Consider the following 22,788-nt stretch of genomic DNA (forward strand, 5'->3'; position numbering starts at 1 on the left):
GAATTACGCTCGATGTTCAGTTTTCAAGGAGCAATCGCTTGGCCCGTAGGCCTTCGCTATCGCGTCGCCGTCATAACAGCGACTCGATTAATATATCACAACTTCACATCCGATTGCAAGAGGTTTTTTTGTTTTTGCACAATCAACCTCTGCGCACATTTGCGATGTTGTTTCGCCTCATTGCGAGGCGCGAGAGATAATTTATCATATCCCCCAACCCTAGTCAACCCCTTTTTTTAAACTTTTTTTATTTTCCCTGCACGTCCTTCAGTGCTGCGTTTTTAATCCCAGCGCGTAGCGCGACAGCTCCCGCGGCGGCGCGATTCGCGCGTACATGCGAAAGATGATTTTGTAGCGTCTGGAGATGGCTTCCTTTATGGGGCCGTCCAAACGGCGGTCGCTCATGTCGACCAGCATTTCGTCCATTTCTTTGCGCAGCAGATAGTCCAGTTCCTTGCATTCTTTGTCCGTAAACATCATTCCGAGCATGGCGGCAATCGAACCTCCTGTAAAGTCGCGGAATCGGCCGGAACGTTCGTGAACCTCTTGCCGGCGCGAGTGTTACTGTTATGCTCCATTTGGGCCGCGATTATAAGGGAGTCGAACCTTTTTTTGCAGCGGCGAAGACGAGGTTGCCTTCATGCCTGGGCCCCATGTACCAGAAAAAGCCCGCCGTTAAGCGAGCTTCGAATTCGTGCTAAGCCAATACGTCAAGGTGCTTTCGATAACCGCGGCCAGCAGAAGCAGGAGAACGATCGCAAGCAGCATCGGAACCGAACCTTTTAACGCAGCGACAAAACCGGTCCAAGGCTTATCTTTGCCAAGCAAGGCGCTCCACAAGCCTTTGACGGACATATACCCCAAGCGAATGCCGGTTCCGCAGGCCAGAAACAGCGCGAGAAATTCGACGATACCATGCGGCAAAATCGATTTTGTGATGATGGGCCACACATTATGTCCCTGATCCGCAAGGCCGCCGAAAAGATAGCCCAGCAGCATTCCGTTCAGCACAAGCGTCGCGATGGGCATGATGCAAGCGAAAATCCCGAAATACATGGCTGCGACGACGCTTCGGATATTGTTCAAAAAAATCGTCTGGAAAAAGCTCAATTGCGGATTGGCGGAGCCGCTCGCCTCGGTGGCAAGCTTTTCGATCGCCTTCAGCTGTTCGTCGAGAAACGGCATCGGAGACTGGGAAGAACCGCCGACGACTACGCTGGCGAAAAACAGCATAGCGGCGAACGCCACATACCGCCTGGTATCTTTCCACGTCTGCACAAGAGCTTTGCGGGTGAACAAAACGATCCCTCCGGATGCAACGAATATAATAGCTGGCCAAGCATACATTGGATAGTAAAACAAGCCCTGCTGCGAACGATTTGAATCGGAAAGGAGCCGAATGTCAGCTATGAATCATTTTTTCGTCTTTAACGGACGCCGCATCGCGCGAACCTTTTACCTCGTTCTTGCCGCTCTGCTGTCCGCCGGAATTGTATGGGTCGAAAGGGACAACATAAGCGTATTCGCCCCGCAGCCTCCCGCCGCCATTTACAACGTGCCGACCGATCGCAAAGTGGTGGCCCTTACTTTCGACATTAGCTGGGGAGACAAGAGAGCGGGACCCATCCTCGATGTACTAAAGGCCAAAGGCGTCCAAAACGCGACCTTCTTCCTGTCGTCACCCTGGAGCAAAACGCATCCCGACATCATCAAGCGCATCGTCGACGAAGGATACGAAATCGGCAGCCACGGCCACAAGCACGACAACTACAGCCAATACAGCGACGAGGAAATTCGCAAGCAAATCACTACCGCGCACGGCATTCTGACGGAATTAACCGGCAAGGCGCCGAACCTGATCCGGATGCCGAACGGGGATTTTGACAAACGGGTGCTGCAGATCGCCGGAGATCTGGGTTATAAAGTCATTCAATGGGACACCGATTCGCTGGACTGGAAAAATCCCGGAGTAACCAACATCATCCAACGAGTCGTCACGCGCGCGCATCCGGGCGACATCATTTTGCTGCATGCCAGCGATTCCTGCAAGCAGACGCACGAAGCGCTGCCGGCGATTATCGATCAGCTCAGGGCCAAAGGCTATGAATTCGCCACCGTCTCGGAGCTGCTCAGCCAAACCGAAACGCAAGGCAAAACGGTCGAAGACCGTTCCGCCTGGTCCGAACTGGTGGCTCCTTCTTTTTAGTTGACCTGGGCCGTCCGGTTCTCCGAAACCGTGTTGTCCAGAATGCGATGCAGCTTGAGAATTTGGTAAGCATTGCAAATGAACAAAGGAATCAGGTAAAAAATAAGCGAAGCAATGTTCTCCGAACGGAAGCTCGGCAGCGCCTCAACCGACGTTACCGCGATCATGAAGAACATCGTCGGAATATACGCCCCTGCGGTCGTCTCATGCGCCTTGCGCCAGGCGACGACCGCGGCGGCGGCGGTAAGCGCAAGCGGCAGCGCCCAGAACGTCGCGGCGGGAAAATCGCTGCCGTACGTCCAGTAGACAATTTCCACCAGAACGAACACGGTTACAAATCCTTGCGTCGCGACCCATAAATACGGGCGTTTGAAAATGCTCCGCGAAATGTAATTGAGCATCAGATAGGCAAAAAAGCCCATATGGGCAAAAGCCCCGAACGACAATCCGGCAAGCGCCATCATGAACAGGTTGTACAGCCAACCTTTTGCCCCGACATCGCGAAATTCCAAATCCATAAGCTGCAGCGCGGCGCCGACGATCACCGCGGCGGCCGATCCGATCAGGATGCTGGTTCCGAACAACGACATCCATTTACGCAAATTCAACGTTGACCCTCCTAAACCTCGCTTCGGCCCTTAAGGCATCAATCCCATGTATAGCGGATTCGCTTCAGGCGAAAGTGCGCTTCCTTCCATTTTACCACGTTCAAGTTAAAAAGCCATGAATGCCCCCTTATATTCGGCCGATTCCTGTCGCATACTACATCCAGAATCCCAGCGAAGGGAGAACGTTTGTATGCTTCATTGGCCAAATCGTTTATCCAAATTGCTTATTCTGCCCGTGCTGGCATTGATGCTTGTCTCCTGCGGCCAAGAATCCAGCGGCGGAGGCGAGCAGCTTACCTACAAGGACGTCAAATCCATGGTTATCGATATTCTAGGGTCTGCCGAAGGCCAGGAGGCGATCGCCAAAGGTTCTATGGCCAAATACGGCGCCAGCAGCCTGCATATGCAGTCGTTGACGCCGCAGGATCAGGAACAGGTTCGCATCGCCGTCAAAGACGTGCTCACTTCTCCGGAGTACGATAAAGTGCTGCAGGGCATTATGACCGATCCGAAATTCGCCGGAGAATTCGCCAAAACGATAAGCAAAGAAAACAAGCAGTTGCACAAAGATCTGCTGAAGGATCCCGGATATCAGAAGGAAATAATCACCATTCTTCAAAGCCCCGAAATGCAGAAAATCTTCGTCCAATCGACAAAAATGCCGGAATACCGTCAGCTCATGATGAATGCGGTGCAAGAAGCGATACAGAATCCGCTTTTCAAGCTGGAAATCATGAAGATGCTGCAGACCGTCGTCAAGGAAGAGCTCAACCCGGACAAAAAAAAGCAAGCCGGAGGCGAAGGCGGCAACCAGGACGGCGAAAACCAATCGGACGGCGGCGGTGGTGAAAACAGCGAGCAGTAAAGAAGCGGCGGCGTTTCTTCCGGCAGTTACGGGAACCGAAATGGGATTGTGCAGAGGTTGCTTCTGCTCCATCCCATTTCTTTTTTTAACCGTGCCGAACAGCTTGCCAACTACAGCCCCCGCTTCGGGGCATCGCCTGTGAGAACGGATTTTCGAATTGCTCCAAAAGTTATGATGAACGTAAAACAGCCCCATTTGCACATCCGTAGGTTAAAATGGAGTTGCAACACAACCATTTCAGAGCTACATGCAAAGGAGCTGCTTACGATAAAGGATACCACAAAATACGTCGGCTTGGATGTGCCGAAAGAAAAAATATCGGTTGCCATTGCCCTTACGCAGCTTCTTGGAGCGCATCCGGCGCGCAAAAAATGAACCTCCAAAAACCCGCTTTTCCTGCGATTTTTGGAGGTTGAGTTAAATCGTTTATCAGGGGACATCCCTGTTGCAGATATGCGTCAGCCTTTCGGACGCGAGGTCTTGGCGATCAGCTTGTCCGCCAGTTCCAGATACTGCTGGCCGGTTGGCGTGTTTTCTTTGAAAACGGTTGGGGAAAAATCCGGTTCGGACGGATGGTTGTCGGGCGCGCCCAGCGGAAATTGCGCCAGCAGTTCGGTACCGAGCGTCTCCGCCAGCTTGCCCCCGCCCCCGCGGCCGAACACGTACTCGCGCGTGCCGTCGGTTTTGCTCTCGTACCAGGACATGTTCTCGACTACGCCGAGAATTTCATGATTCGTCTTGATCGCCATCGCGCCGGCTCTCGCCGCCACGAACGCGGCGGTCGCATGCGGAGTCGTCACGATGATTTCCTTGCTTTGCGGGATCATCTGGTGGACATCAAGAGCAACGTCCCCCGTCCCCGGCGGCAAGTCGAGCAGCACGTAGTCCAGTTCGCCCCATTCGACGTCGGAAAAGAAGTTGCGCAGCATGCGCCCAAGCATCGGTCCCCGCCATACGACCGGGCTGTTGTCTTCCACAAAAAAGCCCATGGAAATGACTTTGACGCCAAATCGCTCGATCGGGCGAATCTTGTCTCCTTCCAGCTCCGGCCGTTCCTCGATTCCCATCATATCGGGAACGCTGAAGCCGTAGATGTCGCAGTCCATAAGGCCGACCCGCTTGCCGCGGCGCGCCAGCGCCACCGCCAGGTTGACGGTGACGGTCGACTTGCCTACGCCCCCTTTGCCGCTGGCGACGGCGATAAACTGAACCCCGTTCTCCGGGCGCAACAGCGGGTGCAGCTCCAGCCCCGCGCCGTGGCCCTTGGCCGGCGTTCCCTCGCTCTGGGCAGGCTTGCCGCCGGGCCGACCCTCCTGCCGGGCTGCGCCGCCCTCCCGGGCGTTGTTTGTCCCCGACGGGTTCAGCTTGGCCAACGCTTCCGTCTTTTCGTGTTCCGTCATCTCCCGGAATCGCACATGCAGTGCGCCGCCGTCTCCTTTATGGAACGCGTCGGCCAATTCCGCCTCCACTTGCCGGGATTGGGCCATGCTGTCGGGATGAAGCACAACGGTCAGCGAGACGTTGTCCCCCTTGACCATCACGTCCCGGATCAATCCCAGCGCAACCAACGGACGCTGCAGCGTCGGCTCGGCAACCGATTGCAGCCGCTCCAGTACGGTTTCTCTCGTAACCATCCGTCCTTGCCTCCGCTTCTCGCATTTTTGATTCATACAGGATATTATAGCACAGCGGGCCGTTCAGCGCTTTCCGGTTTCTCCGCTGGCGTAGCGGAGAATGCCTCTGTAAAGGGCGGCGGCCACCTTCTTCTGGTAGTCCTCGTCCGCCAACAGTTTCGACTCGTCCGGATGGGACAGAAATCCGACCTCCACCAACGCCGAGGGCATATCCAGCGCCTTGAGCAAGTAGACGCTCTCGTTTTTCAGCGGGGTCCGGTTCGTATTGGCGAGCGTTTCGCGAATTTCCCGCTGCAGCACCGCGGCCAACCGCTCGCTTTCCGGCAGCGCCGGATTAAAGAACGTTTGCGCCCCGGACCAGGCCGGAGACGGAATGCTGTTCAGATGAATGCTGAGCGCCAGATCCGCGTGTTTCTCCTTGATGGTTTGCACCCGGCGCTGAAGATCCTCCGTCTTTCGCCGCGAATAGCCTTTTACCTCCGATCCCGCCAAATCGTAATCGCCCTCGCGCGTCAGGACGACGAGCGCTCCCGCCTGCTGCAAATAATCGCGCAAATACAAAGCGATGGCCAAATTGATGTCCTTCTCGATGACCCCGTCCCTGCTGACCGCCCCGCCGTCAGCGCCGCCGTGGCCGGCGTCGAGCGCGATCACTTTGCCCGAAAGCGGAAGCGACCAGAACGACCAGGTCCGGGCGGCCGGAATCTCGCTCGACAGCACGACGACCGTCAGCGCGGTTAAGCCGAGCAGCGCCGCCAAACGAAGCAGCCCCTGGCGCGTGACCCATACGACGAAACCATAGCGTCTATTCGGTTTTCCCATGCGTTTAAAACGGTTCTTCAACACAAATATCCACCCCGTCCCGATGTACGCTACATCATATGGGACAAGGTGGACATTTATTCATGCTCTTTAAAGGAGCGCCTATGATCAGATCGAATAGGATTTGCTCGCTTCCGCCATGCCTTCGATCAGAATTCGGGCGACTTCCGGGCGGGAGAACTCAGGCGGCGGGCAAATGCCGTCGCGCAGCATGGCGCGGACTTTCGTGCCGGACAGCGTCAGATGGTCTTCTTTGCCGTGCGGGCACGTTTTGCTGGAGGCCATATTGCCGCATTTTTTGCAGAAAAAGCTGTGCTCGAAGAACAAAGGCGTAATGCCCAGCTCTTCGGCGGTAAACGTACGGAGCAAATCCTGCGCTTCATACGTGCCGTAGTAATCGCCTACGCCCGCGTGGTCGCGGCCGACGATAAAGTGCGTGCAGCCGTAGTTTTTGCGGACGATGGCGTGAAATACCGCCTCGCGCGGTCCCGCGTAGCGCATCGCCGCCGGAAACACGCCCAGAAATACGCGGTCCTTCGGATAATAATGTTCCAGCAGCGCCACATAGCTCTTCATCCGGACGTCCGCCGGAACGTCGTCCGACTTGGTCTCGCCGACGAGCGGATTGAGGAACAGGGCGTCTACGATTTCCATGGCCGCCTTCTGGATATATTCGTGGGCGCGGTGAACCGGGTTGCGCGTCTGGAAGCCGACAACCGTTCTCCAGCCTTTCTCCGCGAAGATGCGGCGCGTTTCGGCCGGGTCGAAGTAATACTCGTTGAATTTCTCCGGCTGCGGGCGGTTCAGCACCCGGATCGGACCGCCCACATAGGTGTTCGGGCGATCGAACAGCTTTACGACGCCGGGATGTTCCAGGTCGTCGGTTTTGAACACTTGCACGGCTTCGTGCTTCTGATCGACTTGATAAATGCTTTCGATCTCGATCACGCCGTAGATGACGCCGTCGCTCTCGCCGACAAGCGCCGCTCTCTGCCCGACCTTCAGGGAGGCGGCCTGATCCGACGTTACGGCCAGCGTAATCGGGATGCTCCATACCGTTCCGTTCGCCAGGCGCATGTTGTTCACGACCGAGTTGTAGTCCTGCTCGTTCATGAAACCCGTCAGCGGACTGAAGGCGCCGACGCCAATCAGATCCATATCGGAAATCGTCCAATTGTTAACCGGAATCTTGGCAAGACCTGCGGCCTCGCTCAGCAAAGCCTCGCGCTCAGCGCCTTCGGCCACCCGGTTCACCAATGTTCCGCCATGCGGTTGAATTGCGCTCATGCTTCTCTTCCTCTCCGTTAAAAAAGCCCGCCAGCCGGCCGACGGCCGCCCGCGTTCGCGATCGTGCCGTCCCGTCTCGCGAAAGCCTGCCGCCTGGCTGACTTCGGGCTTCTGGATTCGTCTTATTTATGCAAGCCGCACTCGATCTTGTCGGTACCGGACCAGCGTCCCGCACGCGGGTCTTCGCCCGGCTTAACCGGACGCGTGCAATGTTCGCAGCCGATGCTGGGATAGCTTTGGTCGTGGAGCGGATTGTAAATCACATCGTGCTCGCGAATGTAATTCCACACGTCGTCGGAAGTCCAGGCTGCAAGCGGATTGAATTTGACAAGACCGAATTTCGTGTCGTACTCCACCTTCTTCGCGTTGGCGCGGGTGGGAGCCTGATCGCGGCGAATGCCCGTAATCCATGCGTCATATTTATTCAGTATGCGCGTCAGGGGTTCAACCTTGCGCAGGTTGCAGCAGGCGTTCGGATCCCGTTTCCACAGCTCGTCGCCATATTCGGAAGCCTGTTCCTCCGGCGTAAGCTTCGGCTTGACCTGGATGAATTCCAGCCCGTACCTTTGCGCCAGCCGATCGCGCGTTTCATACGTTTCCTTGAAGTGAAAGTCGGTATCGAGATAGAAAATGTCCGTTTTCGGACTGATTTTCTGAAGCATGTCTACCAGCACGACATCTTCGGCGCCGAAGCTGCAGGCGAAGGTGATGTTCGGAAACGTCTCGACGGCCCAGCGGATTACCGTTTCGGGCGAAGCGTTCTCGAATTCCTCCGCTTTTTCGCGGATCAGCGCTTCCTTTTCCAATAAATTCATCCGTTTAACCCCCTGCTGACAAGTAGGTACAAAATAAAGGCACTAAAATTATACGTTATCTTATCGGATTATTCAATGTAAAATTCGACCGAAAAACAAACAGCCTTCCCGCCGCAGTTCGGCGAGAAGGCTTGGACATGCGCATTAACGTTTGGAGAATTGAGGCGCGCGGCGAGCCGCTTTGAGGCCGTATTTCTTCCGTTCTTTCATCCGCGGGTCGCGCGTCAGGAAGCCGGCTTTCTTCAACGTACCGCGCAGCTCCGGATCCGCTTTGAGCAGAGCGCGGGAAATGCCGTGGCGGATTGCGCCGGCTTGGCCGGAAATGCCGCCCCCGTGCGCCAGCACGAGAACATCGTATTTGCCGAGCGTTTCCGTCAGAGCCAGCGGCTGCTTAACGATCAGCTTCAGCGTTTCAAGACCGAAATAGTCGTCGATATCGCGTTTGTTAATCACGATGCGGCCTTCACCCGGTACGAGACGTACGCGCGCAACCGAATGTTTACGACGGCCTGTTCCAATATATTGCGCTTGAGCCATTGGTAGGTCCTCCCTTTCGATTAACCGCGAAGTTCGTAAACTTCAGGTTGTTGAGCTTGGTGCGGGTGTTCCGCGCCTGCGTAGACTTTCAGCTTCGATTGAAGCTGGCGTCCGAGCTTGTTCTTCGGCAGCATGCCGTAAACGGCAAGCTCAATAAGCCGTTGCGGCTTGTTGGCGAGCATTTGGCCGGCGGTCGTCGTCTTCAGTCCGCCCGGGTATTGCGAGTGGGTGTAGTACTTCTTCTGCTGCAGCTTCTTGCCGGTCAGCACAACTTTCTCCGCGTTGATGATGATGACGAAATCGCCCGTATCCACGTGCGGAGTAAATTCCGGTTTATGTTTGCCGCGAATGAGGGATGCGGCTTCGCTGGCAAGACGTCCGAGCGTTTTGCCTTCGGCGTCGATCACGTACCATTTGCGTTCGACTTCGTTCGGCTTCGCCATGTAAGTGGTGCGCATGTAACATCCTCCTTCAAAAGAATGGCCTGTTCCGTTGTATGTCAACTGGCATATTCATTTCATTTCGTTATCCATTGTTAAAAAACACGCATACGAATCATCCGATTCTGCTTCGGGACAGAATTTCGGCGATTTCGCATGGAACTTGCATCTTCGGCATTCTTCAACGGGGCCGTGGGAAGCCTGAAGAACACGCAACTAATATCTTACATGAAAATGACCGGTTTCGCAAGTTGAAATTTGCCGTTTACGGCTAAAATCGGCCGTTTCGCCTCGCTTATCCGTTCCATACAATTCCCCACTCCGCCGCATACTCGACCTGCCATAACACAAGCCCGTGCGGAGGTGCGGTCGGCCCGGCTTGGGTGCGGTCTTTCGCGGCCAGAATCCGGGCGATGTCGGACGGTTCCCGCTTCCCTTCTCCCACCTGCAGAAGCGTGCCCGCGATAATGCGCACCATATTATATAAAAAACCGTTCCCGGTCAAAAACAAATGCGCGGTGCCGCGACCTTCGCCTTTCTCCCCTTCGTTCTCCACCGTGAGCCGGGCGTCGTAAATCGTTCGGACATAATGCGGCTTGACCGGTCCGGGCGTGGCGAACGAGGTAAAATCGTGCTCCCCCAAAAGGTGCTTAAGCCCTTCGCGCATCGCGTCAAAACGAAGCGGAGCATGATGGTGAAGCGCATAATGCCGGGTGAAGACGTCGGGAAACCGGTCGCATCGGATCGTGTAGCGGTAGGTTTTGCGGATGGCATCGTGCCGGGAGTGGAATGCCGGCGGAACTTCGATGGCGTCGCGCACGACGATATCGTTCGGCAGACGGGCGTTGAGCGCAAGAGCCCACCGTTCGATCGGGATGCGCGATTCGGTCGGAAAGTTCACGACTTGCCCTCTGGCGTGGACGCCGGCGTCGGTCCGTCCCGAACCGGTAACGCGCGTCCGCTCGCCCGTCAGCTGTTCGATCGCTTCCTCGAGCTTGTCCTGGATCGTGTTGCCGCCAGGCTGGCTTTGATAGCCGTTGTATGCCGTTCCGTCATAACTTACGAGCAGGCAAACGTTCCTCAACGCTTTCACTCCCCTTCGCGTCCTGCCGCCTCGCTGCCGAATGCCCGCCATCTTGCGGGCTGTCCGGCTGGGTTCAGGCCACAAAAAAAGGATGATCCGAACGCAGGTTCGGTCCATCCTTTCTTGCTCCGCTCTTACGCGCGGTCCACAAGCTCCAGGTAAACCATCGGAGCCGCATCGCCGCGACGGGGGCCCAGCTTCAGAATACGCGTATAACCGCCCGGACGTTCCTTGTAACGGGTTGCCAGATCGGAGAACAGTTTTTGGATGGCGTCTTGCTCGCCGTTCAGCGTCTCCCTGCGCACGAAAGCCGCCGCTTGGCGACGCGCGTGCAGATCGCCGCGTTTAGCCAGGGTGATGAGCTTCTCGGCGATCGAACGCACTTCCTTCGCTTTCGCTTCCGTCGTTTGGATGCGTTCATAAAGGAACAAGTCGGTTACCAGGTCGCGGAAGAGAGCCTTCCGGGAGCTGGAATCGCGACTCAGTTTTTGATATGCCATCGGTCTTTCCCTCCTTGCTGTCTTTATTCTTCTACGCGAAGGCCGAGACCCAATTCTTCGAGCTTCTCCTGCACTTCCTCCAAAGACTTGCGGCCCAGGTTGCGGACCTTCATCATATCTTCCTCGGATTTGGTGATCAGCTCTTGAACCGTGTTGATGCCGGCCCGTTTGAGACAGTTGTAGGAGCGGACCGAAAGATCGAGCTCTTCGATCGTCATCTCGAGCACTTTCTCTTTCTTGTCTTCTTCCTTCTCCTTCATTGTCTCGGTGTCCTTGGCCTCGTCGGTTAACCCGACGAACAACGACAAGTGATCCGTTAAGATCTTCGCGCCCAGACTGACCGCTTCTTCCGGTCGGATACTTCCGTCCGTCCATACTTCAAGCGTGAGCTTGTCGTAGTTGGTCACTTGGCCGACACGGGTATTCTCGACTTTATAGTTGACGCGGGTAATCGGCGTGTAGATCGAATCGACAGGAATGACCCCGATCGGCTGATCCTCTTTTTTATTGCGATCCGCCGGGACGTAACCGCGACCTTGCTTGGCGAAGATGCGCATATGAAGCCGCGCTCCGGACGCCAAAGTCGCGATATGCAAATCCGGATTCAGGATTTCCACGTCGCTGTCCGCCCTGATATCTCCGGCCGTCACAACGCCTTCGCCTTCGGCATCAATCTCGAGCACTTTCTCCTCTTCCGAATGAATCTTCAGCGACAGACGCTTCAGATTGAGGATAATTTCCGTAACATCCTCAATGACGCCCGGAACGGTGGAGAACTCGTGAAGAACGCCGTCAATCTGCACCGATACAACGGCAGCGCCCGGCAGGGACGACAACAGAATGCGCCGGAGGGAGTTGCCCAACGTCATGCCGTAGCCGCGTTCCAGCGGCTCCACGACAAAACGACCGTACCTTCTGTCTTCGTGTATCTCCACCGTCTCAATTTTCGGCTTTTCGATCACAATCACAACCATAACCCTCCTTCAAAACGTCGCGCTGCATCGCTGACGTTGCCATTGTTTTGCCCCATCAAAGCTGCGATGTGTTCCGAAGGGCAAACCATGTAGTATGCCTAACCATTACAACCATTATTCACAAGTTGTTTTTGTTTGATACCACATTGCAACACGCGTATTAAACGCGACGGCGTTTCGGAGGACGACATCCGTTGTGAGGAATCGGAGTGACGTCTTTGATCATGCTGACTTCAAGTCCGGCTGCTTGCAGCGAACGGATCGCCGCTTCGCGGCCGGCGCCGGGGCCCTTGACCATGACTTCAACAACACGCATGCCATGCTCCATTGCAGCGCGAGCGGCGGCTTCCGCTGCCATTTGCGCGGCGAAAGGCGTGCTTTTGCGCGATCCCTTGAAGCCCATGTTGCCGGAGCTTGCCCAGGAAATAGCATTGCCGTGCGGGTCGGTAATCGTAACGATCGTGTTGTTGAAAGTCGAACGGATGTGGGCTACGCCCGATTCGATATTTTTCCGATCGCGGCGTTTGGTGCGGACCACTTTCTTGGCCTTTTGTGCCATGTTGGTTATCCCCCCCTATTATTTTTTCTTGTTCGCAACCGTACGGCGCGGACCTTTGCGCGTGCGGGCATTGGTTTTGGTGCGTTGGCCGCGGACCGGAAGACCGCGACGGTGACGGATGCCGCGATAGCAGCCGATTTCGACGAGACGCTTGATGTTCAGCGCGATCTCGCGGCGCAGGTCGCCTTCTACCTTGTACGATTTGTCGATCGTCTCGCGCAGACGGGATACTTCATCTTCCGTCAGGTCGCGAACGCGGGTATCCGGGTTGATGCCGGCCGTCGCGAGAATCTTCTGGGAAGTCGTTTTGCCGATCCCGAAGATATACGTCAGGGCAATTTCCACGCGCTTGTCGCGGGGAAGGTCAACACCAGCAATACGTGCCATGCGTAAGAAGCACCTCCTCTTAACCTTGTTTTTGTTTGTGTTTCGGATTTTCGCAGATGACCATCACGTTGCCTTTTCGGCGGATGACCTTGCACTTTTCGCAAATCGGCTTGACCGAAGGTCTCACCTTCATGATTGATAACCTCCTTAATGTACGATCTTATTCGATCGTCACGCGGATGGCAGACCGGACGAATTATTTGCGGTAGGTGATACGGCCCCGCGTCAGATCATACGGCGACAGTTGAATCACCACTTTATCTCCCGTAAGGATACGGATAAAGTGCATCCGCAGTTTGCCGGAGACGTGCGCCAGAATCTGGTGTCCGTTCTCGAGCTCCACTCTGAACATTGCGTTCGGCAGCGGTTCGATGACCGTTCCTTCCACCTCAATGACGTCCTCTTTGGCCACCGTCATTCTCCTTTCTCTTCAGCATGCGCTTCAAGCTGTCGCTTTGCATTTACGATCGCAAAACGTAGCTTCCCGTTCGTGACGCGTCCGGTTTCGCGAAGGCTGCTTGCGACTTCTTCGCTTTTGATCCCGATCGGTTCGAGATGCAGCACGTTTTTGCGCTTCGGACGATCGAACCGGCGACGATCGCCATCCGCTACGAAGGCGAACCGGTCTCCCTCGAGCGCGATGACGACCATGAGCTGATCTTCGTCTTTCCCGCGCCGGCTTCTCACGATGTCTCCGGGAGACAACCTTGCTTGTTCCGTCATCGCGATTCACCTAAGCTTCCGTTCGGGTCAAAATCTCATACCCGTCTTCGGTTACGGCAATCGTATGCTCGAAATGCGCGCACAGGGAACCGTCCACGGTCACGACCGTCCAGTTGTCGGCCAACGTCTTCACGTAGCGTTCGCCCGCGTTGACCATCGGCTCGATGGCCAGCGTCATGCCGACCTTAAGCCTCGGCCCGCGGTCCGGGATGCCGTAGTTCGGGATTTGCGGCTCTTCGTGCAATTTCGTGCCGATGCCGTGTCCGACATATTCGCGAACGACCGAAAAACCGGCTTCCTCCACCACTTTCTGAATCCCGTGCGATACCGTGAACAGACGGACGTCCGGCTTGACAAGCGCAAGACCGGCGTACAGGGAAGCTTCGGTTACGTCGAGAAGCCGCTGCGCCTCCTCGCTGATCTTGCCGACGCCGTAGGTCCAGGCGGAGTCGCCGTGGTATCCCCTAAACTGTGCGCCAATGTCGATGCTGATGATATCGCCCTCATTCAGCTTCCGCGGACCGGGGAACCCGTGGACGAGTTCCTCGTTGACGGAGGTGCAGATGCTGGCGGGAAAACCGTTATAGCCTTTAAAAGAAGGTACGGCACCCTGGCTTCGGATAAATTCTTCGGCCATCCGGTCCAATTCGGCGGTCGTAATGCCCGGAACGAGCGCCTGCTTGAGCAGGCGATGGGTCTCGGCAACGATCCGTCCGGCTTCGCGCATCAAGCTCAATTCCGCTTCCGACTTGCATATAATCATAATCGGCTACCCTCTGAGGAGAGAAGCGATGTCGGCCGTCACCGCATCGATTTCCTTCTCTCCGTTGACTTCTCGGAGTAAACCTTTGCCGGCGTAGTAATCGAGCAGCGGAGCGGTCTTGCTTGTGTATTCGTCCAAACGGGTACCGACCTTCTCTTCCGTGTCGTCGGAGCGCTGGTACAGTTCTCCGCCGTCCTTGTCGCAAACGCCGGGCACCTTAGGCGGGTTGAACACAATGTGGTAGGTGGTGCCGCACTCTTTACAGATCCGGCGTCCCGTCAGGCGGGTGAGCAGAAAGCTTCGATCCACCTTCAGGTTGATGACGTGATCGATTTGGCGGCCCATTTCGGCAAGCATCGCGTCCAGCGCTTCCGCCTGGGCGAGCGTGCGCGGGAATCCGTCGAGCAGAAACCCGCTTTTGCAATCGTCCTGGGAAATCCGGTCGCGCACGATCCCGTTGGTGACTTCGTCGGGAACGAGCAAGCCTTTATCCACATATTCCTTCGCCTTCTGGCCAAGCGGAGTGCCTTCCTTCATGGCCAAACGAAACGCATCGCCGGTCGAGATGTGCGGAATGCCGAACTCGGCTACAATCCTTTCGGCCTGCGTGCCTTTGCCGGCGCCTGGAGGCCCCATAAACAGGATGTTCATTGTTGTTCCTCCCGAGGCGTGAACAGCTTTGCCCGAAAAACGGGCGCCGCCGTTGAAGTTGGTTCCTACTTTTTATTGATAAACCCTTTGTAGTGGCGTTTGATCAGTTGGCTTTCAACCTGCTTCATCGTTTCAAGCGCGACGCCGACAACGATGAGCAGCGACGTGCCGCCCAATTGAACGCTTCTCGGCAGACCGAATACCGCGCCGAAGAACACCGGGATGACCGAGATGATCGCGAGGAAAATCGCGCCGGCCAGCGTGATGCGGGTAATGACGCGCACCAGGTAGCCCGAGGTCGGTTTGCCCGGACGGATGCCCGGAATGTACCCGCCGTTCTTCTTCATGTTGTCGGCAAGCTGCTGAGGATTGAATTGCACGAACGTATAGAAGAACGTGAATCCGATGATCAGCAGAACGTAAAGCACCATACCGAGCGGTTTGTCGTAGTACAAGTGATTGATGATCCAGTTCGCCCAACCATGGCCTGCCCAGAATTGAGCAATGGTAATCGGGAACATCAGCAACGAGGAAGCGAAGATGACCGGAATCACGCCGGCGCCGTTGACTTTCAGCGGAATGTGCGTCGATTGGCCGCCGTACATTTTCTGGCCGACGACGCGCTTTGCGTACTGCACCGGAATCTTCCGCACGCCTTGCTGGATGAAGATGACCCCGACGATCATCGCAATGATGAACACAACAATCAAAAGCATTTGCACGATATTCATGAACAGCTGGTCGTCCGCGTTCACGAATTTATCCACGTAAATATCGCGGATATACGTCGGAATGCGGGAGACGATCGCAGCGAACATCAGAATGGAAATGCCGTTGCCGATGCCTTTTTCGTTGATTTGTTCACCAAGCCACATTAGGAAAGAGGTACCTGCCGTCAACACGATCGCAATCATGATGTAGGTGGCGACAGATGGATTCAGCACCATATCATAATTGTAAATCCGGTTGAACCCGATTGCCGTAGCGAACGCTTGAATAAGCGCCAAAATGACCGTCCCGTAACGCGTTACCTGCGCCAGCTTGCGCTTGCCGTTCTCGCCCTCCTTCGCCCACTCGGCGAATTTCGGGATGACGTCCATCGAGAGCAGCTGCACGATGATGGACGCCGTGATGTAAGGCATGATCCCTAGCGCAAAGATGGAGAATTGAAACAAGGCGCCGCCGGAGAACGTGTTGAGCAGGCCGAACAATTCGTTGCCCTGCTCGTTCGCCATTTTGAGTACGTCTTTGTCAATGTTCGGAACCGGGATGAAGGAACCTACGCGATAGACAAGCAGGATGAAAAGGGTAAACAGGATCTTCTTGCGAAGGTCCTCAACTTTCCAAATGTTGGTGACGGTCGCGAACATTAGATCACCTCGGTTTTACCGCCGGCGGCCTGAATTTTTTCTACTGCAGATTTCGAAAACTTATGCGCTTTGACAGTCAGCTGCACGTTCAGTTCGCCGTTTGCCAGCACCTTGATGCCGTCTTTCGGGTTTTTGACGATCCCCTTTTCGATCAGCAGTTCAGGCGTAACTTCCGTGCCTGCTTCGAAGCCGCTCAGTTGATCCAAGTTCACGATCGCGAACTCCAGAGCGAAACGGTCGTTGTTGAAACCGCGCTTGGGAAGACGACGGTACAGCGGGTTTTGGCCACCCTCGAAGCCGGGACGAACGCCGCCACCGGAACGGGCATTTTGGCCTTTGTGGCCGCGGGTGGACGTTTTGCCCATTCCGCTGCCGATGCCGCGACCGACGCGTTTGCGGCTGAACTTGGAGCCTTTCGCAGGAGAAAGTTCATGCAATTTCATCGTTAGTCGCACCTCCTTGAGTGATTTGCGTTTGCTTTTGCTTTATCGTTTAATTCAGCCGTTGATCTCTTGCACTTGGACCAAGTGGCTGACATGGTTGATCATGCCGCGGATCGCAGCGTTGTCTTCTTTGACAACCGATTGGTTCAGCTTGCGCAGACCGAGCGACTGCACCGTCCTGCGTTGGACTTCCGGACGGCCAATCAGGCTGCGAACGAGGGTGATCTGCAACTTCGCCATTGTGTCCCCTCCTTAACCTAACAGCTCTTCCACGGTTTTGCCGCGGAGCTTCGCCACGTCTTCGGCGCGTTTCAGTCGGGAGAGTCCTTCCAACGTCGCATGAACCATGTTGATGGCGTTGGAAGAGCCCAACGATTTCGTCAAAATATCGCCGACTCCGGCCAGCTCAAGCACGGCGCGGACAGGTCCGCCCGCGATGACGCCCGTACCTTCGGATGCCGGTTTCAGCAGCACTTTGCCGGCGCCGAAATGACCAATGACGGAATGCGGAATCGTCTTTCCAACCAGCGGAACGTAAATCAGGTTTTTCTTCGCGTCTTCCACGCCTTTGCGGATCGCATCCGGAACTTCGGACGCTTTGCCGATGCCAGCGCCGACCCATCCTTTGCCGTCGCCGACGACGACCAGCGCGCTGAAGCTGAAGCGGCGTCCGCCTTTGACGACTTTGGATACGCGGTTGATCTGGACCATTTTTTCAGTAAGTTCCAACGTATTCGGATCTACACGCAAGTTCATTTACCCTCCTTATACCCGTAGTGAATTAAAACTGAAGTCCGGCCTCGCGGGCTGCGTCGGCCAGCGCTTGGATACGTCCGTGATACAGGTAGCCGCCGCGGTCGAATACGACCCGTTCGTAACCTTTTTCCTTCGCGCGCTTGGCGATCAGTTCGCCGACTTTAGCCGCGGATTCGACGTTGCCGCCGTTTTTGATTTGCGATGCCAGCTCCTTGTCGAGCGTCGACGCGGATGCGAGCGTAACGCCTTTGACGTCGTCGATCAGCTGAGCGTAAATGTGCTTCGAGGAACGGAACACGGACAGGCGAGGACGTTCGGCTGTGCCGCTGATTTTTTTGCGAACGCGCAGATGCCGTTTCAGACGGGCTTTGTTTTTATCGCCTTTGGTGATCATTTCCGGAGTTCACTCCTTTCACATTGCCTTATGCGGCCTTACGCCGCCGAGACCTTATTTCTTTTTGCCTGCTTTGCCTTCCTTGCGGATGATGCGCTCGTTCTCGTACTTGATGCCTTTGCCCTTGTACGGCTCGGGCTCGCGAACGGCGCGGATCTTCGCAGCCGTAGCGCCGACAAGCTCCTTGTCGATGCCTTTGACGATGATTTTGTTTTGGGCCGGCACTTCGAATTCGATGCCGTTTTCCGGCTCGAACTCAACCGGATGGGAGTAACCTACGTTCAGCACAAGCTTGTTGCCGGACTTGCTCGCGCGATAACCGACGCCCACCAGCTCAAGGCTCTTCGAGTAGCCTTCCGTAACACCGTTCACCATGTTCGCGACGAGCGAACGGGTCGTACCGTGCAAGGAGCGGTGCAGCTTGTGATCGGAAGGACGTTCGATCGTGATGACGTTGCCGTCGACCGTTACCTTCATATCTTTATGCAAAACGCGGGACAAGGAACCTTTCGGCCCTTTGACTGTAATTTGGTTGTCTTCCAGGGTCACGTTCACGCCGTTAGGCACCTGGATCGGTTTGCGTCCGATACGGGACATGGGGACACCTCCAATCGTTTGCGGGTTGTATTACCAGACGTAGCAGAGAACTTCGCCGCCGGTTTTGAATTGACGGGCTTCCTTGTCGGTGACGATGCCTTTCGACGTCGAAATGATCGCGATTCCGAGGCCGCCCAGGACGCGCGGAATTTCGTTCGCTTTCGTGTATACGCGCAAACCGGGTTTGCTGATGCGCTTCAGGCCCGTAATGACGCGCTCGTTGTTCTGACCGTATTTCAGGAAAATACGGATCAGGCCTTGCTTGTTGTCTTCGATATATTCGGCATCGCGAATAAAGCCTTCGCGCTTGAGGATCTCGGCAATCTGCTTTTTCACTTTGGACGCAGGAAGCTCGACCGTCTCGTGGCGAACCAGGTTCGCGTTACGAATGCGCGTCAGCATATCGGCAATGGGGTCAGACATAACCATGAGGTAAACCTCCTTCCGTTACTAGGCTGATTACCAGCTCGCTTTTTTAACGCCAGGAATCTGGCCTTTATACGCTAATTCGCGGAAACAAATCCGGCAAATTTTGAACTTACGCAGCACGGAATGCGGACGTCCGCAACGCTCGCACCGCGTGTAAGCACGGACTTTAAACTTCGGTGCGCGTTTTTGCTTGACTATCATCGACGTTTTTGCCACTTGCTTTCACACCTCCCGATGGGTCCCTTGGCATCATGGCCGGGTGGGCGACGTCACTTCGAGAACGGCATGCCCAATTGGGCCAGCAGTTCACGCGCTTCTTCGTCCGTTTTGGCAGTCGTTACGATTACGATATCCATCCCGCGAATCTTATCGACCTTGTCGTATTCGATTTCCGGGAAGATCAGCTGTTCTTTCACGCCCAGCGTATAGTTGCCGCGTCCGTCGAACGATTTTGCCGATACGCCGCGGAAGTCGCGAACGCGCGGAAGCGCAATGTTGAACAGCTTGTCAAGGAAGTAGTACATCCGGTCTCCGCGGAGCGTTACTTTCGCGCCGATCGGAGCGTTCTCGCGCAGGCGGAAGCCGGCGATCGACTTCTTCGCGCGGGTGATGACCGGTTTTTGGCCGGCGATTCGTTGCAGGTCTTCGACCGCGGAGTCCAGCACCTTGGAGTTTTGGACCGCGTCGCCTACGCCCATGTTGATGACGACTTTCTCGATTCTCGGCACCTGCATAACCGATTTATAGTTATACCGCTGCATCAACGCAGGAGTAACTTCGTTCAGAAAACGTTCTTTCAATCTTGCTGCCATGTTTCGGAGCGACCTCCTTTCCATAAGGATTGCAATCAGTCGATTTCTTGGCCGGAACGCTTGGCAATCCGAACCTTTTTGCCGTTCTCAAGCACTTTGTAGCCAATCCGGGTCGGTTTGCCGGTTTTCGGATCGACGTGCATCACGTTGGACACGTGAATCGGGGCTTCCTGCTCGATGATTCCGCCTTGCGGATTCTTCGTGGAAGGACGGGTATGCTTCTTGACCAAGTTCACGCCTTCGACCAGCACGCGGTTTTCGCGCGGGTAAGCGGCGATGACGCGACCCTTCTTCCCCTTGTCTTTACCGGTGATGACAATGACGGTGTCGTCCTTCTTCACGTGCAATTTATTGTTGTGCGATTCCAGCACTTTTTTCAAACGGGGCATGGGTACACCTCCTAGCCTGTTTTACTTGGGACGCTGCGGAGGTTACAGGACTTCCGGCGCCAAGGAAATGATTTTCATAAAATCGCGTTCGCGCAGCTCGCGAGCGACAGGTCCGAAGATCCGGGTACCGCGCGGGCTCTTGTCTTCCTTAACGATAACGGCCGCATTCTCGTCGAACGCGATATAGGAGCCGTCTTTGCGGCGTACAGGGCGCTTCGTGCGTACGATCACGCATTTCACGACATCGCCTTTCTTGACAACGCCCCCTGGTGTTGCTTGTTTGACGGAAGCAACGATCAGGTCCCCGATGTGACCGACACGACGTCCCGTACCGCCGAGCACGCGAATGCACATCAGTTCCTTAGCTCCCGAGTTGTCAGCAACGGCCAGTCTCGTAAACGGTTGAATCATCGCGGGTTCCTCCTTTCAGTCACAGAAGTGAAGGTATTAGAGAATAACGGCTTTCTCGGTGATTTCGACCAGGCGCCATCTTTTGTCTTTGGACAGCGGACGGGTCTCCATGATTTTCACGGTATCGCCAATTTTCGCTTCGTTGTTCTCGTCATGCGCTTTGAACTTCTTCGTGTATTTGATGCGTTTATGGTACAGGCTGTGCTTTTTGTACGTTTCGACAGCAACGACGATCGTTTTGTCCATCTTGTCGCTGACGACCTTGCCGATCTGCACCTTGCGGGCGTTGCGTTCGCTCATGGTAATCCTCCTTCCCGAGTACGGTATTCGGGTTTATGGCCGGTCAGGAACCGATGCCAAGTTCACGTTCGTGCAAAATGGTTTTGGCCCGGGCTATTTGTTTGCGCAGCTCGCGGATGCGGTGCGGGTTATCCAATTGGCCGGTAGCCAGTTGGAAACGGAGGTTGAACAGCTCTTCCTTGAAACCGGCCACCTTCTGTTCGATTTCAGCCGAAGTCAGGTTACGGAATTCACTGGCCTTCATTTGCTTCACCACCCAGTTCTTCGCGTTTCACAAACTTCGTCTTGATCGGCAGCTTGTGCGCCGCAAGACGCATCGCTTCGCGTGCAACCTCTTCGGACACGCCGGCGAGTTCAAACAGGACTTTGCCCGGTTTGACAACGGCTACCCATTTTTCAACGTTACCTTTACCGCTACCCATCCGAACTTCAAGCGGTTTTTGGGTGATCGGCTTGGAAGGGAAAATCTTGATCCAAACTTTACCGCCCCGCTTGATGTAACGGGTCATGGCGATACGGGCCGCTTCGATTTGACGGTTCGTAACCCAAGAGGGTTCCAGCGCTTGAAGGCCGTATTCGCCGAAGCTTACCGTCGTGCCGCCCTTGGCTTGACCTTTCATTTTACCGCGATGCTGTTTGCGGTGTTTGACGCGTTTAGGGACCAACATGATCAGTTGCCTCCTTCCTCAGCGGCTTTCTTTTTCTTCGCCGGAAGGACCTCGCCGCGATAGATCCAAACTTTCACGCCGATGCGTCCGTAGGTCGTATGAGCTTCAGCCGTGCCGTAGTCGATGTCGGCGCGCAGCGTGTGCAGAGGCACGGTACCTTCGCTGTAGCCTTCCGTACGCGCGATTTCGGCTCCGCCCAGACGGCCGCTGACCGACGTTTTGATGCCTTTTGCGCCGGCGCGCAGCGTGCGTTGGATCGCTTGCTTCATGGCCCGGCGGAACGAAATGCGGCGTTCCAGCTGTTGGGCGATGCTTTCCGCGACCAGAATAGCGTCCAGTTCCGGATTTTTGATTTCGGAGATATTGATATGAACTTTCTTGCCTTTCGTCAGCTTCGTCAATTCGTTGCGAAGCACTTCGACTTCGGCGCCGCCTTTGCCGATTACCATGCCCGGCTTGGCAGTGTGAATCGTAACGTTGACGCGGTTGGCCGCACGTTCGATTTCGATATGCGATACCGCTGCGTCTTTCAATTTATTTTTAAGGAATTCGCGGATTCTGACGTCTTCCATCAGAAGATCGCCGAAGTCCTTGTCGGCATACCATTTGGATTCCCAATCGCGGATAATGCCGATGCGAAGACCGACCGGATTTACCTTTTGACCCACACGTTGTCCCTCCTTATTTTTCGGATACGACCAGCGTAATATGGCTGGTCCGCTTCAAGATGCTGAACGCACGGCCTTGCGAACGCGGCTGGAACCGTTTCAGGGTCGGACCTTCGTTCACGTAAGCTTCCGAGATGTACAGCTTGTTCACGTCCATTTGGTAGTTGTGTTCAGCATTCGCCACTGCGGAGTTCAGCAATTTTTCCACTACCGGAGATGCCGAACGCGGCGTATGGCGCAGAATAGCGACCGCTTCGCCTACCTGCTTGCCGCGGATCAGGTCTACGACCAGCCGGACTTTGCGGGCCGGAATGCGAATGTAGCGCGCAACGGCTTTCGCTTGTTGTGCCATTGTTGTACCTCCTTCCGTACGTTACGTTCGCCGGTCGCCCGGCGCCCGTGCGGTTTATCTTCTGCCCGTTTTCTTGTCGTCGTCCGTATGCCCTTTATACGTACGCGTCGGAGCGAATTCCCCAAGCTTGTGACCGACCATGTCTTCCGTCACATAGACCGGTACGTGTTTGCGTCCGTCGTATACGGCGAACGTATGGCCGACGAATTGCGGGAAAATCGTCGAACGGCGGGACCACGTTTTGATGACGACTTTTTTGTTGGACTCGTTCAGGGCTTCGACTTTCTTAAGCAGATAGTCGTCCACGAAAGGTCCTTTTTTCAAGCTGCGACCCATGGTAAAAT

The 22,788-nt window shown here is 55.4% G+C and carries 39 protein-coding genes; 3 read left to right on the forward strand and 36 right to left on the reverse strand.

The features are described 5' to 3' along the window. Positions 1 to 267 precede the first annotated feature (267 nt). Positions 268 to 489, reverse strand: a complete 222-nt coding sequence (locus F560_RS0114055; RefSeq protein WP_019006380.1) for a hypothetical protein — start codon at positions 487 to 489, stop codon at positions 268 to 270. A gap of 186 nt (positions 490 to 675) precedes the next feature. After that, complete coding sequence (locus tag F560_RS0114060; RefSeq protein ID WP_019006381.1) at positions 676 to 1,299, reverse strand: stage II sporulation protein M; 624 nt, start codon at positions 1,297 to 1,299, stop codon at positions 676 to 678. 109 nt (positions 1,300 to 1,408) lie between these two features. Here F560_RS0114060 and pdaB point away from each other — a divergent pair, with 109 nt between their 5' ends. Next, complete coding sequence (gene pdaB / locus F560_RS0114065) at positions 1,409 to 2,206, forward strand: polysaccharide deacetylase family sporulation protein PdaB (RefSeq protein WP_019006382.1); 798 nt, start codon at positions 1,409 to 1,411, stop codon at positions 2,204 to 2,206. Here the strand turns inward: pdaB and F560_RS0114070 are convergent. Next, the gene (locus tag F560_RS0114070; protein ID WP_019006383.1) at positions 2,203 to 2,814 is read right to left on the reverse strand and encodes a KinB-signaling pathway activation protein; all 612 of its coding nucleotides are present in this window, start codon (positions 2,812 to 2,814) and stop codon (positions 2,203 to 2,205) included. The genes pdaB and F560_RS0114070 overlap by 4 nt on opposite strands. A 190-nt stretch (positions 2,815 to 3,004) precedes the next feature. Here F560_RS0114070 and gerD point away from each other — a divergent pair, with 190 nt between their 5' ends. Further along, positions 3,005 to 3,679, forward strand: a complete 675-nt coding sequence (gene gerD, locus F560_RS0114075) for a spore germination lipoprotein GerD (RefSeq protein WP_019006384.1) — start codon at positions 3,005 to 3,007, stop codon at positions 3,677 to 3,679. 57 nt (positions 3,680 to 3,736) lie between these two features. Beyond that, a complete protein-coding gene (locus F560_RS25620; RefSeq protein ID WP_156829000.1) occupies positions 3,737 to 4,054 on the forward strand; it encodes a hypothetical protein in 318 nt (105 codons plus the stop codon). Positions 4,055 to 4,137: 83 nt separating this feature from the next. Here the strand turns inward: F560_RS25620 and F560_RS0114080 are convergent, their stop codons facing one another. The 33 genes from F560_RS0114080 to rpsS all read right to left on the reverse strand — a co-directional run bounded on the left by F560_RS0114080 (position 4,138) and on the right by rpsS (position 22,780). Continuing rightward, positions 4,138 to 5,313, reverse strand: a complete 1,176-nt coding sequence (locus tag F560_RS0114080; RefSeq protein WP_019006385.1) for an Mrp/NBP35 family ATP-binding protein — start codon at positions 5,311 to 5,313, stop codon at positions 4,138 to 4,140. Between the two features lie 63 nt (positions 5,314 to 5,376). Continuing rightward, the gene (gene cwlD, locus F560_RS0114085) at positions 5,377 to 6,135 is read right to left on the reverse strand and encodes an N-acetylmuramoyl-L-alanine amidase CwlD (protein WP_026298289.1); all 759 of its coding nucleotides are present in this window, start codon (positions 6,133 to 6,135) and stop codon (positions 5,377 to 5,379) included. A 108-nt stretch (positions 6,136 to 6,243) separates the two neighbouring features. After that, a complete protein-coding gene (sat, locus tag F560_RS0114090; protein WP_019006387.1) occupies positions 6,244 to 7,422 on the reverse strand; it encodes a sulfate adenylyltransferase in 1,179 nt (392 codons plus the stop codon). Positions 7,423 to 7,544: 122 nt separating this feature from the next. Beyond that, positions 7,545 to 8,237: a phosphoadenylyl-sulfate reductase gene (locus F560_RS0114095; protein WP_019006388.1), complete on the reverse strand. Its 693-nt coding sequence runs from the start codon at positions 8,235 to 8,237 to the stop codon at positions 7,545 to 7,547. A gap of 144 nt (positions 8,238 to 8,381) precedes the next feature. Continuing rightward, entirely contained in the window at positions 8,382 to 8,774 is a 393-nt protein-coding gene (gene rpsI, locus F560_RS0114100) for a 30S ribosomal protein S9 (protein ID WP_019006389.1), read from the reverse strand. Positions 8,775 to 8,794: 20 nt separating this feature from the next. Next, positions 8,795 to 9,232: a 50S ribosomal protein L13 gene (rplM, locus tag F560_RS0114105; protein ID WP_019006390.1), complete on the reverse strand. Its 438-nt coding sequence runs from the start codon at positions 9,230 to 9,232 to the stop codon at positions 8,795 to 8,797. Positions 9,233 to 9,509: 277 nt separating this feature from the next. Continuing rightward, entirely contained in the window at positions 9,510 to 10,298 is a 789-nt protein-coding gene (truA, locus tag F560_RS0114115; protein ID WP_026298290.1) for a tRNA pseudouridine(38-40) synthase TruA, read from the reverse strand. A 134-nt stretch (positions 10,299 to 10,432) separates the two neighbouring features. Beyond that, positions 10,433 to 10,798, reverse strand: a complete 366-nt coding sequence (gene rplQ, locus F560_RS0114120) for a 50S ribosomal protein L17 (RefSeq protein ID WP_019006392.1) — start codon at positions 10,796 to 10,798, stop codon at positions 10,433 to 10,435. Between the two features lie 23 nt (positions 10,799 to 10,821). Next, the gene (locus tag F560_RS0114125) at positions 10,822 to 11,766 is read right to left on the reverse strand and encodes a DNA-directed RNA polymerase subunit alpha (RefSeq protein ID WP_019006393.1); all 945 of its coding nucleotides are present in this window, start codon (positions 11,764 to 11,766) and stop codon (positions 10,822 to 10,824) included. A gap of 166 nt (positions 11,767 to 11,932) precedes the next feature. Beyond that, the gene (gene rpsK / locus F560_RS0114130) at positions 11,933 to 12,331 is read right to left on the reverse strand and encodes a 30S ribosomal protein S11 (RefSeq protein WP_019006394.1); all 399 of its coding nucleotides are present in this window, start codon (positions 12,329 to 12,331) and stop codon (positions 11,933 to 11,935) included. Between the two features lie 18 nt (positions 12,332 to 12,349). Next, positions 12,350 to 12,718 carry a 30S ribosomal protein S13 gene (gene rpsM, locus F560_RS0114135; protein ID WP_019006395.1) on the reverse strand — a complete coding sequence of 123 codons (369 nt, stop codon included), beginning with the start codon at positions 12,716 to 12,718 and terminating at the stop codon, positions 12,350 to 12,352. A 19-nt stretch (positions 12,719 to 12,737) separates the two neighbouring features. Continuing rightward, positions 12,738 to 12,851, reverse strand: coding sequence for a 50S ribosomal protein L36 (gene rpmJ / locus F560_RS0114140; protein WP_003333770.1), 114 nt, complete (start codon positions 12,849 to 12,851; stop codon positions 12,738 to 12,740). Positions 12,852 to 12,914: 63 nt separating this feature from the next. After that, positions 12,915 to 13,130 carry a translation initiation factor IF-1 gene (gene infA, locus F560_RS0114145; RefSeq protein ID WP_015253312.1) on the reverse strand — a complete coding sequence of 72 codons (216 nt, stop codon included), beginning with the start codon at positions 13,128 to 13,130 and terminating at the stop codon, positions 12,915 to 12,917. Between the two features lie 2 nt (positions 13,131 to 13,132). Beyond that, on the reverse strand, positions 13,133 to 13,441 hold the full coding sequence (locus tag F560_RS0114150) for a KOW domain-containing RNA-binding protein (RefSeq protein ID WP_019006397.1): 309 nt from the start codon (positions 13,439 to 13,441) through the stop codon (positions 13,133 to 13,135). Between the two features lie 10 nt (positions 13,442 to 13,451). Beyond that, the gene (gene map, locus F560_RS0114155; RefSeq protein ID WP_019006398.1) at positions 13,452 to 14,204 is read right to left on the reverse strand and encodes a type I methionyl aminopeptidase; all 753 of its coding nucleotides are present in this window, start codon (positions 14,202 to 14,204) and stop codon (positions 13,452 to 13,454) included. 6 nt (positions 14,205 to 14,210) lie between these two features. Beyond that, on the reverse strand, positions 14,211 to 14,855 hold the full coding sequence (locus F560_RS0114160) for an adenylate kinase (protein ID WP_019006399.1): 645 nt from the start codon (positions 14,853 to 14,855) through the stop codon (positions 14,211 to 14,213). A 65-nt stretch (positions 14,856 to 14,920) separates the two neighbouring features. Further along, complete coding sequence (gene secY / locus F560_RS0114165) at positions 14,921 to 16,225, reverse strand: preprotein translocase subunit SecY (RefSeq protein WP_019006400.1); 1,305 nt, start codon at positions 16,223 to 16,225, stop codon at positions 14,921 to 14,923. Further along, positions 16,225 to 16,668 (reverse strand): 50S ribosomal protein L15, encoded by a 444-nt coding sequence (gene rplO, locus F560_RS0114170; protein ID WP_019006401.1) that lies wholly within the window; start codon positions 16,666 to 16,668, stop codon positions 16,225 to 16,227. The genes secY and rplO overlap by 1 nt, the downstream gene beginning before the upstream one ends. Before the next feature lie 54 nt (positions 16,669 to 16,722). Then, on the reverse strand, positions 16,723 to 16,908 hold the full coding sequence (gene rpmD / locus F560_RS0114175; RefSeq protein WP_019006402.1) for a 50S ribosomal protein L30: 186 nt from the start codon (positions 16,906 to 16,908) through the stop codon (positions 16,723 to 16,725). A 12-nt stretch (positions 16,909 to 16,920) separates the two neighbouring features. Then, positions 16,921 to 17,418 (reverse strand): 30S ribosomal protein S5, encoded by a 498-nt coding sequence (gene rpsE / locus F560_RS0114180; protein ID WP_026298291.1) that lies wholly within the window; start codon positions 17,416 to 17,418, stop codon positions 16,921 to 16,923. A 31-nt stretch (positions 17,419 to 17,449) separates the two neighbouring features. After that, positions 17,450 to 17,818: a 50S ribosomal protein L18 gene (rplR, locus tag F560_RS0114185; RefSeq protein WP_019006404.1), complete on the reverse strand. Its 369-nt coding sequence runs from the start codon at positions 17,816 to 17,818 to the stop codon at positions 17,450 to 17,452. A 54-nt stretch (positions 17,819 to 17,872) separates the two neighbouring features. Beyond that, positions 17,873 to 18,415: a 50S ribosomal protein L6 gene (rplF, locus tag F560_RS0114190; RefSeq protein WP_019006405.1), complete on the reverse strand. Its 543-nt coding sequence runs from the start codon at positions 18,413 to 18,415 to the stop codon at positions 17,873 to 17,875. Positions 18,416 to 18,445: 30 nt separating this feature from the next. Continuing rightward, entirely contained in the window at positions 18,446 to 18,844 is a 399-nt protein-coding gene (gene rpsH / locus F560_RS0114195) for a 30S ribosomal protein S8 (RefSeq protein ID WP_019006406.1), read from the reverse strand. Between the two features lie 30 nt (positions 18,845 to 18,874). Continuing rightward, complete coding sequence (locus F560_RS25085) at positions 18,875 to 19,060, reverse strand: type Z 30S ribosomal protein S14 (protein WP_083932085.1); 186 nt, start codon at positions 19,058 to 19,060, stop codon at positions 18,875 to 18,877. Between the two features lie 53 nt (positions 19,061 to 19,113). Next, positions 19,114 to 19,656 carry a 50S ribosomal protein L5 gene (gene rplE, locus F560_RS0114200; protein WP_019006407.1) on the reverse strand — a complete coding sequence of 181 codons (543 nt, stop codon included), beginning with the start codon at positions 19,654 to 19,656 and terminating at the stop codon, positions 19,114 to 19,116. A 35-nt stretch (positions 19,657 to 19,691) separates the two neighbouring features. Beyond that, complete coding sequence (rplX, locus tag F560_RS0114205; RefSeq protein WP_019006408.1) at positions 19,692 to 20,045, reverse strand: 50S ribosomal protein L24; 354 nt, start codon at positions 20,043 to 20,045, stop codon at positions 19,692 to 19,694. Between the two features lie 42 nt (positions 20,046 to 20,087). Beyond that, complete coding sequence (rplN, locus tag F560_RS0114210) at positions 20,088 to 20,456, reverse strand: 50S ribosomal protein L14 (RefSeq protein ID WP_019006409.1); 369 nt, start codon at positions 20,454 to 20,456, stop codon at positions 20,088 to 20,090. Between the two features lie 36 nt (positions 20,457 to 20,492). Then, complete coding sequence (gene rpsQ, locus F560_RS0114215) at positions 20,493 to 20,756, reverse strand: 30S ribosomal protein S17 (RefSeq protein WP_019006410.1); 264 nt, start codon at positions 20,754 to 20,756, stop codon at positions 20,493 to 20,495. A 43-nt stretch (positions 20,757 to 20,799) separates the two neighbouring features. Further along, complete coding sequence (gene rpmC, locus F560_RS0114220; RefSeq protein WP_019006411.1) at positions 20,800 to 21,000, reverse strand: 50S ribosomal protein L29; 201 nt, start codon at positions 20,998 to 21,000, stop codon at positions 20,800 to 20,802. Further along, on the reverse strand, positions 20,987 to 21,424 hold the full coding sequence (gene rplP, locus F560_RS0114225) for a 50S ribosomal protein L16 (RefSeq protein ID WP_019006412.1): 438 nt from the start codon (positions 21,422 to 21,424) through the stop codon (positions 20,987 to 20,989). The genes rpmC and rplP overlap by 14 nt, the downstream gene beginning before the upstream one ends. A 2-nt stretch (positions 21,425 to 21,426) precedes the next feature. Beyond that, positions 21,427 to 22,092 (reverse strand): 30S ribosomal protein S3, encoded by a 666-nt coding sequence (gene rpsC / locus F560_RS0114230; RefSeq protein ID WP_019006413.1) that lies wholly within the window; start codon positions 22,090 to 22,092, stop codon positions 21,427 to 21,429. A 13-nt stretch (positions 22,093 to 22,105) separates the two neighbouring features. Further along, a complete protein-coding gene (rplV, locus tag F560_RS0114235) occupies positions 22,106 to 22,444 on the reverse strand; it encodes a 50S ribosomal protein L22 (protein ID WP_019006414.1) in 339 nt (112 codons plus the stop codon). Positions 22,445 to 22,498: 54 nt separating this feature from the next. Then, a complete protein-coding gene (rpsS, locus tag F560_RS0114240) occupies positions 22,499 to 22,780 on the reverse strand; it encodes a 30S ribosomal protein S19 (protein ID WP_019006415.1) in 282 nt (93 codons plus the stop codon). Between the last annotated feature and the right edge of the window lie 8 nt (positions 22,781 to 22,788).

The sequence above is a fragment of the Cohnella laeviribosi DSM 21336 genome (assembly GCF_000378425.1).
GTDB lineage: Bacteria > Bacillota > Bacilli > Paenibacillales > Paenibacillaceae > Cohnella > Cohnella laeviribosi.